This window comes from Acinetobacter sp. GW821-FHT01C12 (assembly GCF_059422625.1).
In genome coordinates, this window is the sequence record NZ_JBWKXD010000003.1 from 140,590 (window position 1) to 155,616 (window position 15,027).

Consider the following 15,027-nt stretch of genomic DNA (forward strand, 5'->3'; position numbering starts at 1 on the left):
AGTGTCGTAATGAGAAAATGAGTGAAGATGGAAAATTGTCTATTCGACAATTTATCCATCTAACGTAAATGTAGGCTTTTTAAATTTAGCTTTAATTTTTCGGATTTGCTTGCTCAACCAATTGGTTTCTTGATCTGGGCGAGTCACTTTATTCCCTTGGTAGTTAATTTGAGTTGCTTTTGAAAAAGTTCCAAAAGGTTCAATTAAATAATTTTCAGGTTTATAACCAAGTTCCAGCGCTTCTGCATAATATTGATCAAATAATTCAATCAAATCTTGGCGAGGATGAGGCATTATTTTGCCATCAAACCAATGTTTTTGATTCACTTCGGCAAGACGTGGAATTGCATATTTATGGCTAAATTGAGTTCCCATGTCTGAGTAGTGTAATACTTTGATTTGTTCGATCGCTAAGTCTTCACCATCAATATTGTTATAAGAATCTTGATAAGGTTCAACCAATTGAGGCTTGTCTTTGATAAGACGCATTAAATTTTTATGACTGTTTGGATTGGTACGGATTTCATTAAGTGGTGGCAGGTATTGTTTGGCTTTCTCACAATCCCATACACAAGTACATAAACGCGCTGTACTTTTTCCGCCTTTAGCAATAACAATTGCATCATTATTCATAGGATGTGACCAAAGTTCTGCAATATCACAGAGCACGACGACATCTGCATCCATATAAATTGCACGACCTGTGAAATCACATAACTCAGGTATTGCCCAACGGAAACCAGAAAAAGGGGTTGCCCATTTTTCTGTAGACCATCCTTTACCTGTTTCTTGATCGCTATACCATGGACTATTTATGTCATGACTAAGTTGCATCCAAATAAATTCAACATTATGCTGTGTATGTTTACGAACACTATGTTCTAATACCATGAGTTGTTCAAGGTCACAGTTATTTGGATCACAACCTACAAAAATTTTAATGTTTTCACTAATCATTATTTATAGCCCCTAAAATCACATTTATTAGAGTGGTGCCATATAGTATATCGCTAAATGCGATTAATTTAAATGAACATTAATCTTTATCGTAGGTCGATCTCAAAATTAAATTTATAAGTAATTGTTGTAAGAGTTTTTATGAAAAAAGTTGTCATTAGTTTATCAACTGCTCAAGAGCGCCGTAAGCATATTATTGCTGAATTTGAAAAACAAGAAGTAGATTTTGAATTTTTTGATGCGATCACGCCTGCAAATATAGATATGGCGACATCTAAACTTGGTCTGGTCGGGTATACAACTGCTTTACACCAAAACGAAGTCGGTTGCTTACTAAGCCACATGCTGTTGTGGAAGAAAGCAATAGATGAGCAGCTCGATTATATTGTAATATTTGAAGATGATATTTATTTAGGTGATCATGCAAAAGATTTTTTATTGGATGATGTATGGATTCCAAAAGAATGTTCAGTAATCAAATTAGAAATCTTTTATAAAAAAATTGGGGTGGCGTTAAAACAACATAATCTTTCGGCTCCCGATGCCCGTAAACTATTGTTATTACGTGAAGCACATATGGGATGTGGCGGATATATCATATCGCAAGATGTAGCAAAAAAATTGCTGAATTTTATTGTTGAATCGAAAGTATTAATCCCAGTGGATCATTTTTTGTTTAGAGAGTGTCCAGAGCTTGCCGTGTATCAGCTTAGCCCCGCATTGTGTATTCAGGATATGATATTGACGAATGGTAATACACAGTTCCCAAGTGCCTTGGAAGAAGTTAGGAATATTAGAAAAGGGAAGTATTTGAAAAAGGAAAAATTGAAATTTAGCGCTAAATTGAAAAAAGAATGTTCACGAATTGTTAGGCAAATTCAAAAAATGATGATTAAACTGGCAAAGTTTAGACAAGGTATTCGGACCGTGAAAATAAAATTTCGTTGAACATTAATGCTTTAGATATATGTTTTGAAGTGTTGATTGCTAGGAAGGAATTTGCTTATTTATACAAGTTCCTGCCACCCTCTAACTTCCTAAATCGTTTATAACCCCATAAATACTGTTCAGGAGCGATATTAATCATTCGCTCCATCTCTTTATTCAATGTATCAACTGAGAGTTGTAAGTCTTTAGAATTAATATCTTGAGATAGTGCAGTAAAATGTAAATCAAAACCTGAGAAATCAGGGCGACGGACACAGGTTAAACCCACGACTGAACATTGGGTTTTTGCTGCAAGCTTCGAAAGCAAAGTTGAAGAAAATGCTTTTTGCCCATAAAAGTCAGAATAAATACCTCCAGACTCTTTGGGAATATGGTCGGGAAGGATAGCGGTAAACCCACCTTGTTTTAAATGTTTAAATAAGGCACGTACACCAGTATCATCAGTGGGTACCAATGTTGCATTTAAGCGTTGGCGAGACTCTAGCATAAACCGATCTAAGTCTTTATTTCGACTCGGCTTATACATGATAACGGGATGAGTATGTTGATTGATCCACGCATTCATGAGTTCCCACGCTCCAAAATGAGGGACTACACCAATACAACCATTGGGATTCTTCAAGGCATTGAGAAAAATCTCAGCATTATAGACCTGTTTAATTTGTGCTAAGGCGAACTCTGGAGAAGATCCCCAAACTTTAATTGACTCTGCATAAGTCATACATTGACTTTTTAAACTGGCTTTAATTAGTTGATTACGTTGTTGTTCATCAAGCTCAGGATATGCCGCAGTTAAATTCAATTCAGTGGTGCGTTTTGCTGAAGAATTACTCATAAACAATAAATTCCCGACACCTCTGGCAATACTTTGTATCATCGCTAGAGGTAATCGAGAGAAAGTTTTAAGTAGCTTATACATTTAATTAATATTAGTCGCGGTCAGCATTGCCTTTCAACACCAAGTAAATCAGCGCTGAAATAATAAAGAAACCAGCAATAAAACTGCTCATGCTGAAATATAAAATACGCTGATAAGTATCTAAATTAAACAACTGATGGCTTAGGATATAACGCATAAATCCCCATTGAACCACTGAAAATACAATGATAATAATTGTATGACGAAGCACATTAGGTCGCATAGCCATAGGTTTTCACCTCAAAAGTTAACAGCGATAGTATGCCATTTATGAGAACTTATCTCAATTAGAACCTATCGAAATAAAATACATACGAAAAACAGAAAACCCTGCATAGCGCAGGGTTTTCGACGCAACCGCCAAAAATTATTTAGCTTCTTCCGCTTTCGGTTTTTCGCGTAAACGAATACCTAAGTCACGCAATTGATTTGGTTCAACTGGTGCAGGTGCTTGAGTTAGTGGACACTCAGCAGTTTTAGTTTTCGGGAAAGCAATCACATCACGGATAGATGATGAGCCTGTCATCAACATCACTAAACGGTCTAAACCAAATGCTAAACCACCATGAGGAGGCGCACCGAATTTTAAAGCATTTAATAAGAAACTGAATTTTTCTTCAGCTTCTTCTTCGCCAATACCTAAAGCTTCAAAAATTGCTTTTTGCATTTCTAAAGTGTAGATACGCAATGAACCACCACCGATTTCAGTACCATTCAATACCATATCGTAAGCAACAGAAAGTGCTGCGCCAGGATTGCTTTTCACTTCTTCAACGCTTGATTTTGGAAGTGTGAATGGGTGGTGAACAGACGTCCATTTACCATCATCAGTTTCTTCGAACATTGGGAAGTCAACGACCCAAAGTGGCGCCCACTCGGTTGTTGACATGTTCATGTCATGACCGATCTTGATACGTAAAGCACCCATTGCATCATTTACAACTTTGGCCTTATCTGCACCAAAGAATACGATGTCACCATTTTCAGCACCAACGCGCTTTAACAAATCAAGCACGATTGGTTCGATGAATTTAACGATAGGTGATTGAAGACCTTCGATACCTTTTTCAAGTTCATTGACTTTAATATAAGCCAAGCCTTTCGCGCCATAAATTCCAACGAATTTAGTGTATTCATCGATTTGGCTACGTGGCAGTGAACCTGCACCAGGTACACGAAGTGCAACAATACGACCTTTAGGATCTTTTGCTGGACCTGCAAATACTTTGAACTCAACGTCTTGCATCATGTCGGCAACGTCTACAAGTTTCAAAGGAATACGTAAGTCCGGTTTGTCAGATGCATAATCACGCATAGCGTCTGCATAAGTCATACGTTGGAATTTGTCGAATTTCACACCAAGAAGTTCATTGAACATCTTAACGGTCATACCTTCCATCAAATCCATAATATCGTCATCGTTTAAGAACGATGTTTCGATGTCGATTTGAGTGAATTCTGGTTGACGATCTGCACGTAAATCTTCATCACGGAAACATTTTGCGATTTGGTAATAACGGTCTACACCACCAACCATCAACAATTGTTTAAACAATTGTGGTGATTGCGGAAGCGCGTAAAAGCTACCATTTGAAACACGGCTAGGTACTAAATAGTCACGTGCACCTTCAGGTGTTGCACGTGTCAAAATTGGTGTTTCAACATCCAAGAAACCATGTTCATCTAAGTAGTTACGAATTAACGTCGTTACTTTAGAACGGAAACGTAAACGATCAATCATTTCTGGACGACGAATATCAAGGAAACGATATTTCAGACGGATTTCTTCAGAAATATTGGCATTTTCATCATTCAATGGGAATGGTGGAGTTTCAGATGCAGCAAGAACTTCGATTTCTTTACCTAAAACTTCGATTTGACCGCTCACCATATTGGCATTTTCTGTGCCTTCATAGCGACGACGTACACGTCCTACAATTTTTAATACATATTCTGAACGTGCTTTATCCGCAGTTGCAAATGCTTCAGGAGTATCTGGATCGATGACGACTTGAACGAGACCATCACGATCACGCATATCAAGGAAAATCACCCCACCGTGGTCACGGCGACGATGTACCCAGCCGCAAAGCGTTACAGTCTGGTCAATTTGAGCTTCGGTTAAAGAACCGCAATAATGAGTTCGCATCATAGCGTTAAAAATCCAACTATATGGGTTAAGGAAGCGAGTACGTAAACAGCGCATCGCCTAAAAATGTAATGTGAGATTATGCCTCTTTGAGCGGTGAGTCACAAGGACTTGGGGCAAAAACTACTGTATAGCCAAATAAATTTAAGCTAATTTCTAAAAACTTTCAGTGACTCAATCGGCAAATAGAGCATTATTTAAGATATTTTTTATAATTTAAATAATGAAACAATAGGCAACCTAAAGTAAAACAAAGGATTGAACCTTGGGTAAAGGCTTTCATAAAGAAGCCAATCAGTACATATAGGTCAGTGTCTTGAGGAACGAAGCCTGTACTTTTGGCAATATAAACATAATACAAGCAACCACTAAAAAACGCAGTTACAAATAAACTTATACAGAAAAAATTTACTTTAGGATTTCGTATTTGACTGGCTCTATATTTAAAAAAGTAATGCAAGCCCATCCATATTAAAAACGGTAAAGCAGCAGCAGAACAGCCGATTTGTAGGACTTTATGCATCGGATAAATACGATCAAACATACTGACGGGTTGCGCTAAAAACGCTTTAAAAGCGAAAGTTCGAAAATCTAAATGAGTTAAACCATCCCAAATAATATGGGTTGCTGTACCTAAGATAATCGCCAATATCGTCCAAATTAGAAATTTAAAAAAAGTTGAAAATGAAACGATGTTTAATGGTTTTTGAATGCCTAAAAACTTAAATAATAATGGGCGATATAAGCTATACCAAAGTAAGCAGAACAGTAATCCCACCAATAAATCTGGATAGATGATTCCTTTAAACTGATGATTTAAATAAATTTCAGTTTTAACCAACACTCTATACAAATCTGGTGTCATTGTGCCAATCGCGAGTGCTGCAATCGGCAAGCGATTTCCTGAAAGTTTGGACAAAGGTGGTGCTAAAACAGCATGTGAAAGTGTAAAGGGCATTAGAATATTAAAAAGTTAAGCAATGGTTTTGAGCTGATTCTATATAAAAAGCCAAAGTGCAAATGTTTTTTATTGCAAAAATATTGAAATGTTATAATATAACATTATTCAAAAATATTGAGCTTTGAGAGCAATCGCATGTCCTTTACCAAAAGTGCCCTAACACTTTCCATTTCTGCAGTTATTTCAACTTCTATTTGGGCTGAAGATCAAACCAATACTGAAAAAAATCCACAACAATTAGAAACCATTACCGTTGTTGGACATCCCTTGGTCCGTTCAAGTCAAGATTTTGGCGTTGCAGATGAAACTGTTTCACGTGAAAAACTACAACAGGCGGGCACGACTTTAGGTGAGGCACTCAAAGATGAATTAGGGGTCTATTCCAATACCTTTGGGGCGGGTTCTAGTCGCCCTGTAATTCGTGGGCAAGAGGGGGCACGGGTTAAAGTGACTCAGAATGCAACAGAGACGATGGATGTTTCAAGCTTGTCACCAGATCATGCAGTCACTGTAGATCCGCAACTTGCACAAAAAATTGAAGTCATTCGTGGACCATCAACATTATTATATGGGGCTGGATCTGTGGGTGGTTTAGTCAATGTAGTTGACAGCAAGATTCCGACAGCGATGCCTGAAAATGGTTATGAAGGCAATGTTGGTCTGCGTTATAACACGGGCAACGACGAAAAAATGGCACATGCTGGAGTGACTGTTGGATTAGGTTCAAATGTTGCATTACGTGTAGAAGGCTTAAAACGTGACGCCAATGATTATATTACCCCGAACTATATTGTAACTGAAGAGCATGGTGATCATGCACATAGTACGAAAGAGCGTCGAGTTGGCAATACATTTTCAGAGTCTGAAAATGTAAATGTGGGCTTATCTTGGATCGGTGAGCGTGGTTTTGCGGGTGTGTCTTATAGCAATCGCCAAGATCAATACGGTTTACCTGGGCATAGCCATGAATATGAGTCATGTCATTTACATGGCTTATCACTGCATTGTGGTGGGCACGATGATGACGATCACTCTGGTCATGATCATGGTGAAGAAGAGCATGATCACGCTGAAGCAGGGCCATGGATTGATATGAAAACAGAACGTTATGATTTCCGTTCTGAGCTCAATGAACCTTTTGCTGGCTTTAAAAAACTTCGTGCACAAGCAAGTTATACTGACTATCAACATGATGAAATTGAAGGAAGTACAGCAATGACAACCTTCAAGAGCAAAGGTTATGAAGGTCGTGTTGAGTTGTTACACAATCCGATTGCTGCTTGGGAAGGGGTGTGGGGTGTCCAAGCCAGCCAGCAAAAATTAGATATCACAGGTGAAGAAGCGGTTCTTGCACCAAATAAAACCCAAAAATATAGTGTATTTGGCTTAGAGCATCGCCAATTTGATGATTTTCATGTGGAATTAGGGACTCGTTTTGATCATCAAACAGTGGATGTCGATTCAGCTCAAAAAGACTTTGATGGCAATGCATTCTCATATTCTGGTGCTGTGAATTGGGCATTTGCACCAAATTACACGCTCTCTTTAACGGGTTCTCATCAAGAGCGATTGCCTTTAGCACAAGAACTTTATGCTGATGGAAAGCATTATGCAACCAACACCTATGAATTGGGCAATCAAGACTTAAATAAAGAGAAGTCAAATAATGTGGAATTAGGTCTTCATTATGACAATGACAAGTTGAGCTATCATGTACATGTCTATCAAAATTGGTTTGATAACTACATTTATGCCAAAACTTTGGATCAATACGAAAACTTCCGTTTGATCAAATATAGTCAAGATAAAGCCAAGTTCTATGGTACAGAAGGTGAAGTCGCTTATCAGTGGAATGATGTGTATAAAACCAGTCTGTTTGGTGACTATGTACGCGGTAAAATTGAAGATGAAAATGCACCGCGTGTTCCTGCTGGTCGTTTAGGCGCTCGTGTAAATGCTGAGTTTGATGAGCGTTGGTCTGGTTCAGCAGAATATTCACATGTGTTTAATCAAGATAAATTTGCGTCTTATGAACAAGAAACCAAAGGTTATAACATGGTGAACCTAGGCGTTGCTTATCAATATCCTTTGGCCAACAAACAAGAAGCGAAAGTATTCTTTAAAGCCAACAACCTGTTGGACGAGAAGATTTATGAACACACTTCTTTCTTATCGAATATTCCACAAATTGGACGTAACTTTGTCATAGGTATGGACTATAAGTTCTAATTATTTGCAATCATTCACCAAATCGTTATTGAAAAATAAAGGAATTCGACCTAGGCTCTAAGGGTCTGCCAATACTTCATCTGTATTTGCGACAACGAGTGTTTTTTAGAGGATACAAGGCATGAGCTATGAAATTTAGTGATCTAAATGAGTAGGTCATAACGATGTAGCATCAAAAAACACTCTAGTCGTCTCTGCTGCGCCTTGCGCTGCAAACAAAGCAGTGCTTTGTTTTTTGCTCAGGGTTGTGGTTAAAATTATCTCAAACATCGTTATGAAACATGAAAATAGTCTCGCTATTCTCTTCATTTCATGCCTCGTTTGCTCAATTTTAGCCGACAACGCAAGTTATATATGAAATGTTGACAGACCCTAAATTGGTCTAGGTCTTTTCTTATGCGTATCTTCAATAAAATTCAAAACAAACTGAATTGGTCAAAACGTCGCTATTTCAGCATTATTATCGGCATATTGGCCTTAGGATATCTTTCCTCTGCGATTTATCATGTTTATAAACCACTTCCTAAAGGGCTGAATTTTACCGGACCATTGCGTCACGCCAATGTAAAATTTATTGCCGATGAAACCTATATTGATGCGCAAGGGAAGCAGCAACTTGATCAACATATCTTTGATCAGGTGTTACAGCTGATTAAGCAAGCCAAGACCACCATTGTGATTGATATGTTTCTATTTAACAGTGAAGTCGGAGATTCTAAAGTTCAGCAACGAGAATTAACTAAGCAATTAACCCAAGCCTTGATTAATGAAAAAATTGTAAACCCAAGCTTAGAAATTAAGTTTATTACCGATCCAATCAATTCTGTTTATGGTGGAATTCAGCCTGAACAATATCGCCAATTACGTTTAGGTGGTATTGACGTGATTGAAACGAATTTAACACCACTCCGTGCATCTAATCCTACTTGGTCTGGGATATGGTATTTATGCTGTCAGGATATTGGCAATAACCCAAATAAAGGCTGGCTGAATAATCCATTTGGTAAAGAAAAAATTACAGTTCGTAGCTATTTAAATTTATTTAATTTTAAAGCCAATCATCGTAAAACCATCGTGGTTGATACCGCGGAAGGTTGGAAAACTATCGTCACATCTGCCAATCCTCATGATGGTAGCTCACGTCACTCCAATATCGCATTAATGGTTGACGGTGCAACTGCGACAGATATTTTAAATACTGAACAAACCGTCGCGCATATGTCGGGAGGTGATACGCCTTTTGTTGCTTTCGGCAAACTACCTGAAAAGCCAAATGATCCTCAGGTTCAAGTACTGACAGAAAAAGCAATTTATGATGCGGTCTTAAACATGTTGGCGTCAGCAAAAGCCAATGATCAAATTGATTTAGCTATGTTCTATTTGTCAGAACGCCAAATTGTTAAAGGTTTAGTTGCTGCCAAGCAACGTGGAGTGAAATTACGTATTTTGCTTGATCCCAATAAAGATGCATTTGGTCGTCAAAAAAATGGTATTCCAAACCGTCAAGTGGCTTCAGAGTTAAATGACGCAGGAATTGATGTGCGTTGGTGTAATACCCAAGGTGAGCAATGCCACAGTAAGATGATCGTAAAGCATAATGCGCAATCTGCGGAAATGATTTTAGGTTCTGCCAACTTTACCGCACGTAATTTAAAAAATTATAATTTGGAAACTGATTTACGCGTGGTTGGCAATCCACAACAACAAGTCTTTATCGATGCTGAACAGTATTTTAATACGGCTTGGTCAAACTTAAATGGTCGTCAAATGAGTGTGGATTACAGCAAGTATGCCGATGAATCAAAACTTAAATACGGGGTTTACCGTTTTATGGAATGGAGTGGTTTGTCGACGTTTTGATTTATTCAAAAAATATGTATCGAAATGAATAGATTTCGGTACATAATTTAAAGCTTGGTAGATTTTTTAATAACAAAGCTGAGCTTTAAATGAAAACATTACAAACATCATTTTTAAAATCATTACTTACACTGAGTCTGTTTATTTCACCACTTAGTTTTGCAGAGAGTGCTTTAGTAGTTCAAGCAAAAACATTGCAAACAGGTAGTCCCACTGTCTCAATCAATATTGACAAAGCCATTCAATTGTTCAAACAAGCTGCAGAACAAGGTGATGCAGAGGCTTATTTTCTACTTTCAAAATATTATTCTAATTCAGCAGATTATCGTTTTTTACCTGAAAATAGTCATTTATATAAACAGCTGCGTTTGGAAGCTGCTCAGCGTGGTAATTTTGACGCATATTTATCATTAGATTTAGAAGCGGGTATAACTGAAGGTTTTGGTATTTCTAATGATATCAGGCAAAAACTAATAAAAATTCGCCCACAAATTTTAAAACTTGCTGAACAAGGTGATGTTGAAGCCATACGTACATTCGTGCTTGCATTAGACCAAGGGACTGAGAATTATAGTGATGAACAGTGTCAATGGTTATATAAAGCAGTACAGCAAGGGGATTTATTGTGGGCGGGATCTAGTATCCAGAATTGTCCAGAAAACATTCTAAAAAAACTGGGTGCCAAGACGAAAGCTGCTTATGAAAAAGATCATAAAGATAGTGATTTAGCTCATTTTCAAATGCTTCAGCAACGTTCGAATCAAGGTGATATTGGAGCAAAAATAAAATTACTTGAAGATTATGTTGCTGACTCATACTTGTCAGAAAAGGATATTAAACAGCTCGAAAATGAGGTTTTAACGCATTATCAAAAACAAGCATCTCAAGGTGCGAGTGATGCGTATTTGATGCTTGCATTAAAAAAAGATGCTGATAAAGATAAGCAGAATTTGTATCTAAAAGCTGCGCAATTAAATAATCATGTGGCATTAACAGAACTTGGATCTGACTATTTATGGTCAGATGATGAAAAACAAATAGATATTAATAAAGGTCTAATTTATTTAAAAAAAGCTGCAGCACAAAACGATCCTGATGCAATAAATTATCTCGGTGTTTGGTACTATAACGAAGAAAATGAAGGCTATGATGAAGCACTTGCGCAAAAATATTTTAAACAAGCTGCTCAACTAGGATCTGTCAATGCAATGGATAATTTGGCACGCATCGAAGATGAACCAGAAGATTATCGTTGGGCTGTTTTGGCTTATGAAAATGGATCATCTGAAGAAGATACGCAAAGTAAAGCCCTAGAAGCGTATCAAACAGGCAAGGGCACAACTAAAGATCCGATCAAAGCGAGAAATCTAAAAACATATATTCAAATGCGAGCCCAGTTCAACAATAATTTAGGTGGCTTGATTGAAAGTATCAATAATGATACTGAGCGTACTGAAACTGAATCTAAGAACCGAAAAAGATAAACTCAGTTCTTCAACCTTAGTGTTGATCAGTTAAACATTTTTAAAACCTCCCCTCTTCAGAGTAAGCTATGCTTGTAGCTGCGAAGAGGGAGGTTAACGAATTGAAATGTGTGCTTAGCTGTCGCTTTCTATTTAGTTTTTGGGATTTGGTGGAACTAACTCATCCAAATCTTTATTTGAAATATGATCTAACTCATGTAAATCAGTTTTGATTTTCCATTTGCTTTCATCATCTACGGGTTTTGGTAAACGTGCCTCTAACCAGTCACACACCACATCGGGCGAAAAATCTGCATGGTTACATTGAATCACCCAAGCTAAAAATTGTTTCGCTTCACCATTCATATACGGAGGAGGAGAAACGGGTAAAAACTGAGTCGGAAGACGTTCATTTTTAGAAATATAATTTAGAACATGACCAAGTTCTTGTACAGTTTGCCATGCTAAAGGATGGTCAATATTGATTTGAAACTTAAACCACCATGCTTGTTTGCCATCTGAACCATAGCTATCAATAAATGCCTCTTGCACACTTGGGATTTTGCAAAAAAATTGATGTAAACGGTCAAAGCTCAGTTCAGCCACAATACAGCACTCATCAGATTAAAATTATATTTTATCAGATTGATGTCAGAATTTACCCAAGTTGATGTATAAACAATAAAGAAGATTAAATTTTGACTGTAATTCATCCATTATTTATCTTGAATGATGTATTAAGCTGTTGTGTATACGTTCAAGTTTGGAGGTTGAAATGAAACAGATACTTGGTTTAAGTGTCTTGATGTTGATGCTTTCAGCAACTTCAACAATGATATGGGCAGATGCTAAAGATTGGGCGAATTATCGCAGTGTTGAGCGGCCTCAAAAGAAATATCCGACAACGACCTATAAGTATACAGATCAATATGGCCGCCAAATGTCACAGGAGATTCCTGTTCGACCTCAATACCAGCATCCCTATCCAACGTACCCAAGTTATCCGAATAGGCCCTATCCGCATCCAAATGGCCCACATCCAAGTTATCCACCACAAAATGGTGTGACGATTATTTATAATCACCAGTTTCCAACCCGGACGGAGTATTCAGGTAGCAGTTATGGGTATGTAAATGGCGAGGGCGGTCATATAGAAAGTTCGCAATACACGTTGATCAGTGATTGGCGCCGTTATGGTTTACCTGATCCACAGGTTGGCATGCATTGGATTTTCCAGAATGGTCGTTATTTACAAGTACCCAATGATCGCTGAACGTGATTTAAAAGCATCATCATGATCAATAGCAATGTATTAAATTTTCAACACATTAAAAAAGTCCCTTCTCCTCTATGTCTTGCGCTTGCATAAGGAATTTCTTTAATTTTGTTTAGGGAGAAGAGCACGCGTATGAATCAAGACAAGGGACTAGGCCAGTTCATCGTCTTCTGGTCGTGGTGTTTTGCCATGAGGCAATGATTTTTCAGTATGCTTATCGCGAATGACGGAAGGATATGTCCAAGATGCATATCTCACGATCAAAATTGCAATAGCTAAAATTAAAACCGATCCTGTGATAATCACTAAATCCATATCTGCTTTATGGTCATGCTGTATATCTGAAATTAGTAACCGCGTAAGTGCGGTGATTGCGATATAAATTAAGAAACGTACAGGCATGTGGTTGGTCTTAAAATAGATCCCCACCATTGCACCTAATTCCAAATAGATAAATAACAATAAAATATCGTCAATACTGGCGTATTGTTTCACGGTTAAGATTTCAATAATTGTATGTACCGCTGACCAAGCGATCATACAGCCAATGATAAACAGCGCAATATAATGAAATGCTTCTACTGCAATATTGCCCAATTTATCGAGGAGATTTTCTATTTTCTCTATACGTGGATCTTTATTCATAACATCCTCTATTTGCGTGAGCTATTTATGATTAAACACTATGCAAATTTCATGCACATGAAACTAGTGTTTATATTGCATTTAACAGTGGAGTGGGGGAGTGTTTATGATCATATTTTTCAAAAGAAAATTCATGAATTTGGCTGCTCATCAAATAGTGTTTCACCATAATTTTGGTTAAAGCAAAACACGCTCTCCCTATATTGGAATATGTGAACATATTTTTGTATTGTCTAAATGCAGGATGAACGAATAGTGTAAAGTCATAAACTATAAACCATGTTAAATTGTCATTAGGATAATTTTTAAATTTAACTTTAATTATGAATGGATAGAAAAGATGAAAATAAACCCCATAATTTTATGTTTCAATATTCTGTTATTTACACAATTCTCGAATGCTGATGCGATCAAAACTCCCACGGTAGCTGAAGCAAAACAAGCAACAGCTGAGTTGTTAGGAGCAAAAATCGGTGCAATGATTTCAGAAGTTAAATTGGGAACATGTATTCCTGCCGTAAACGCTACACACTCAGGGCAAGTTGCATGCACTGTTTCGGTCAAGTTGGGTGCCGCAACTAATGAAACGCAGTCTGATTTTTATCAAGATAAGGGTAAATGGGTTGCTATACCTAGTGAATCTCAAGATAACTTACCATTTCCAGATCCAAAACTACATTGATCATTGATCCACAAAAAATGCCCGATAAATCGGACGATTGATCACTTATTTTGAGTTGATGATGAAATTAAACTTGATTGGTAAGCTAATCTTAAGTGCATTCATAATTACTTCTTACCAGTTTTGATTTTAGCAATAGGGGCATTTAAATCAGGCAAGAGATATTGGATGAAGTAATAGGTCTAATTTTCTAGTTATGCTCTTTTGCACAGGACAATGATTTATTCAGTATGGTTATCACGAATAACTGAAGGATCTATTTTGGATATTCACAGACATCTGATTGGTCTAAAAATAGAGAAGCCTATATCACCCCTAATTCTAAATAGAGCAATAACAATAAACCCAATACTGGTTTATTCGTGTGCTATTTATGATTAAACACTATGCAAATTTTATGCACATGAAAAGCGTGGCGAAATGTTTATATTGAATAAATCACAACGATTTAATTAAGAAATTGATCATTTCATTTGATTAGGCTATAGATAGATTATTTTCAATACAATTAAAGGAATAACAATGTATTTGTACCGACCAATTGGGCTTTTTGAATATCAATTGATTGAAAAGAGTGGCTTTAAAAATTTCCCACCAAGATTGTATTGGCAGCCTATTTTCTATCCTGTTTTAAATCAGAAATATGCTGAAAAAATTGCTTTGGACTGGAATACCAAAGATCAAGCGAGTGGTTATATTGGCTATGTCACTCGTTTTGAACTGAGTGATGAGTATCTGGCTCAGTTTGAAGTACATACGGTTGGGGATGACTTTTGTCAGGAGTTATGGATTCCCGCTGAGCGACTAGACGAGTTTAATCAGCAAATTATAGGCAACATTGAAGTGGTTAATATTTTCAAAGGTGAAGCTTTTACTGAAAATGCTGAATTACCTGAAATATTTAAAACCAGCCCAGATGGCTCGAAAGAGTATTAGGA

At 37.1% G+C, this 15,027-nt stretch carries 14 protein-coding genes; 7 read left to right on the forward strand and 7 right to left on the reverse strand.

Annotated features, from left to right (window positions below; translation table 11 throughout):
* Positions 1-51 precede the first annotated feature (51 nt).
* Positions 52-957 (reverse strand): glycosyltransferase, encoded by a 906-nt coding sequence (locus AC07WY_RS09915; RefSeq protein WP_494736295.1) that lies wholly within the window; start codon positions 955-957, stop codon positions 52-54.
* 141 nt (positions 958-1,098) lie between these two features.
* Here AC07WY_RS09915 and AC07WY_RS09920 point away from each other — a divergent pair, with 141 nt between their 5' ends.
* Entirely contained in the window at positions 1,099-1,905 is an 807-nt protein-coding gene (locus AC07WY_RS09920; protein ID WP_262085081.1) for a glycosyltransferase family 25 protein, read from the forward strand.
* A 55-nt stretch (positions 1,906-1,960) separates the two neighbouring features.
* Here the strand turns inward: AC07WY_RS09920 and AC07WY_RS09925 are convergent, their stop codons facing one another.
* From AC07WY_RS09925 to AC07WY_RS09940, 4 genes are all read right to left on the reverse strand, one after another.
* Positions 1,961-2,824 carry a lysophospholipid acyltransferase family protein gene (locus tag AC07WY_RS09925; protein WP_262085082.1) on the reverse strand — a complete coding sequence of 288 codons (864 nt, stop codon included), beginning with the start codon at positions 2,822-2,824 and terminating at the stop codon, positions 1,961-1,963.
* A 10-nt stretch (positions 2,825-2,834) separates the two neighbouring features.
* Complete coding sequence (locus tag AC07WY_RS09930) at positions 2,835-3,053, reverse strand: hypothetical protein (RefSeq protein WP_004723114.1); 219 nt, start codon at positions 3,051-3,053, stop codon at positions 2,835-2,837.
* Between the two features lie 138 nt (positions 3,054-3,191).
* Complete coding sequence (gene aspS / locus AC07WY_RS09935; protein ID WP_004819069.1) at positions 3,192-4,976, reverse strand: aspartate--tRNA ligase; 1,785 nt, start codon at positions 4,974-4,976, stop codon at positions 3,192-3,194.
* A 190-nt stretch (positions 4,977-5,166) separates the two neighbouring features.
* Positions 5,167-5,931 (reverse strand): DUF4184 family protein, encoded by a 765-nt coding sequence (locus AC07WY_RS09940; RefSeq protein WP_262085083.1) that lies wholly within the window; start codon positions 5,929-5,931, stop codon positions 5,167-5,169.
* A gap of 138 nt (positions 5,932-6,069) precedes the next feature.
* Here AC07WY_RS09940 and znuD point away from each other — a divergent pair, with 138 nt between their 5' ends.
* From znuD to AC07WY_RS09955, 3 genes are all read left to right on the forward strand, one after another.
* A complete protein-coding gene (znuD, locus tag AC07WY_RS09945) occupies positions 6,070-8,163 on the forward strand; it encodes a zinc piracy TonB-dependent receptor ZnuD (RefSeq protein WP_494736296.1) in 2,094 nt (697 codons plus the stop codon).
* 396 nt (positions 8,164-8,559) lie between these two features.
* Entirely contained in the window at positions 8,560-10,023 is a 1,464-nt protein-coding gene (locus AC07WY_RS09950; RefSeq protein ID WP_494736297.1) for a phospholipase D family protein, read from the forward strand.
* An 89-nt stretch (positions 10,024-10,112) separates the two neighbouring features.
* Positions 10,113-11,507, forward strand: coding sequence for a tetratricopeptide repeat protein (locus AC07WY_RS09955; RefSeq protein WP_494736298.1), 1,395 nt, complete (start codon positions 10,113-10,115; stop codon positions 11,505-11,507).
* Between the two features lie 132 nt (positions 11,508-11,639).
* Here AC07WY_RS09955 and AC07WY_RS09960 read toward each other — a convergent pair whose 3' ends face one another.
* Positions 11,640-12,092: a hypothetical protein gene (locus AC07WY_RS09960; protein ID WP_004723101.1), complete on the reverse strand. Its 453-nt coding sequence runs from the start codon at positions 12,090-12,092 to the stop codon at positions 11,640-11,642.
* A 169-nt stretch (positions 12,093-12,261) separates the two neighbouring features.
* Between AC07WY_RS09960 and AC07WY_RS09965 the strand changes: the two genes are divergently transcribed.
* Complete coding sequence (locus tag AC07WY_RS09965; RefSeq protein ID WP_494736299.1) at positions 12,262-12,759, forward strand: RcnB family protein; 498 nt, start codon at positions 12,262-12,264, stop codon at positions 12,757-12,759.
* A 153-nt stretch (positions 12,760-12,912) separates the two neighbouring features.
* Here the strand turns inward: AC07WY_RS09965 and AC07WY_RS09970 are convergent, their stop codons facing one another.
* Positions 12,913-13,407: a phosphate-starvation-inducible protein PsiE gene (locus AC07WY_RS09970; protein WP_004723097.1), complete on the reverse strand. Its 495-nt coding sequence runs from the start codon at positions 13,405-13,407 to the stop codon at positions 12,913-12,915.
* A gap of 340 nt (positions 13,408-13,747) precedes the next feature.
* Here AC07WY_RS09970 and AC07WY_RS09975 point away from each other — a divergent pair, with 340 nt between their 5' ends.
* Together AC07WY_RS09975 and AC07WY_RS09980 are read left to right on the forward strand one after the other, a co-directional pair.
* Complete coding sequence (locus tag AC07WY_RS09975; RefSeq protein ID WP_494736300.1) at positions 13,748-14,089, forward strand: hypothetical protein; 342 nt, start codon at positions 13,748-13,750, stop codon at positions 14,087-14,089.
* 522 nt (positions 14,090-14,611) lie between these two features.
* Positions 14,612-15,025: an ADP-ribosylation/crystallin J1 gene (locus tag AC07WY_RS09980; protein WP_494736301.1), complete on the forward strand. Its 414-nt coding sequence runs from the start codon at positions 14,612-14,614 to the stop codon at positions 15,023-15,025.
* Positions 15,026-15,027: the final 2 nt, after the last annotated feature.

What these genes read in the sequence shown, in the direction of transcription:
- AC07WY_RS09955 (WP_494736298.1), top strand. Translation starts at nt 10,113, where the DNA reads ATGAAAACATTACAAACATCATTTTTAAAATCATTACTTACACTGAGT.
- znuD (WP_494736296.1), top strand. Translation starts at nt 6,070, where the DNA reads ATGTCCTTTACCAAAAGTGCCCTAACACTTTCCATTTCTGCAGTTATT.
- AC07WY_RS09965 (WP_494736299.1), top strand. Translation starts at nt 12,262, where the DNA reads ATGAAACAGATACTTGGTTTAAGTGTCTTGATGTTGATGCTTTCAGCA.
- aspS (WP_004819069.1), bottom strand. Translation starts at nt 4,976, where the DNA reads ATGATGCGAACTCATTATTGCGGTTCTTTAACCGAAGCTCAAATTGAC.
- AC07WY_RS09930 (WP_004723114.1), bottom strand. Translation starts at nt 3,053, where the DNA reads ATGGCTATGCGACCTAATGTGCTTCGTCATACAATTATTATCATTGTA.
- AC07WY_RS09950 (WP_494736297.1), top strand. Translation starts at nt 8,560, where the DNA reads ATGCGTATCTTCAATAAAATTCAAAACAAACTGAATTGGTCAAAACGT.
- AC07WY_RS09970 (WP_004723097.1), bottom strand. Translation starts at nt 13,407, where the DNA reads ATGAATAAAGATCCACGTATAGAGAAAATAGAAAATCTCCTCGATAAA.
- AC07WY_RS09915 (WP_494736295.1), bottom strand. Translation starts at nt 957, where the DNA reads ATGATTAGTGAAAACATTAAAATTTTTGTAGGTTGTGATCCAAATAAC.
- AC07WY_RS09975 (WP_494736300.1), top strand. Translation starts at nt 13,748, where the DNA reads ATGAAAATAAACCCCATAATTTTATGTTTCAATATTCTGTTATTTACA.
- AC07WY_RS09920 (WP_262085081.1), top strand. Translation starts at nt 1,099, where the DNA reads ATGAAAAAAGTTGTCATTAGTTTATCAACTGCTCAAGAGCGCCGTAAG.
- AC07WY_RS09925 (WP_262085082.1), bottom strand. Translation starts at nt 2,824, where the DNA reads ATGTATAAGCTACTTAAAACTTTCTCTCGATTACCTCTAGCGATGATA.
- AC07WY_RS09940 (WP_262085083.1), bottom strand. Translation starts at nt 5,931, where the DNA reads ATGCCCTTTACACTTTCACATGCTGTTTTAGCACCACCTTTGTCCAAA.
- AC07WY_RS09980 (WP_494736301.1), top strand. Translation starts at nt 14,612, where the DNA reads ATGTATTTGTACCGACCAATTGGGCTTTTTGAATATCAATTGATTGAA.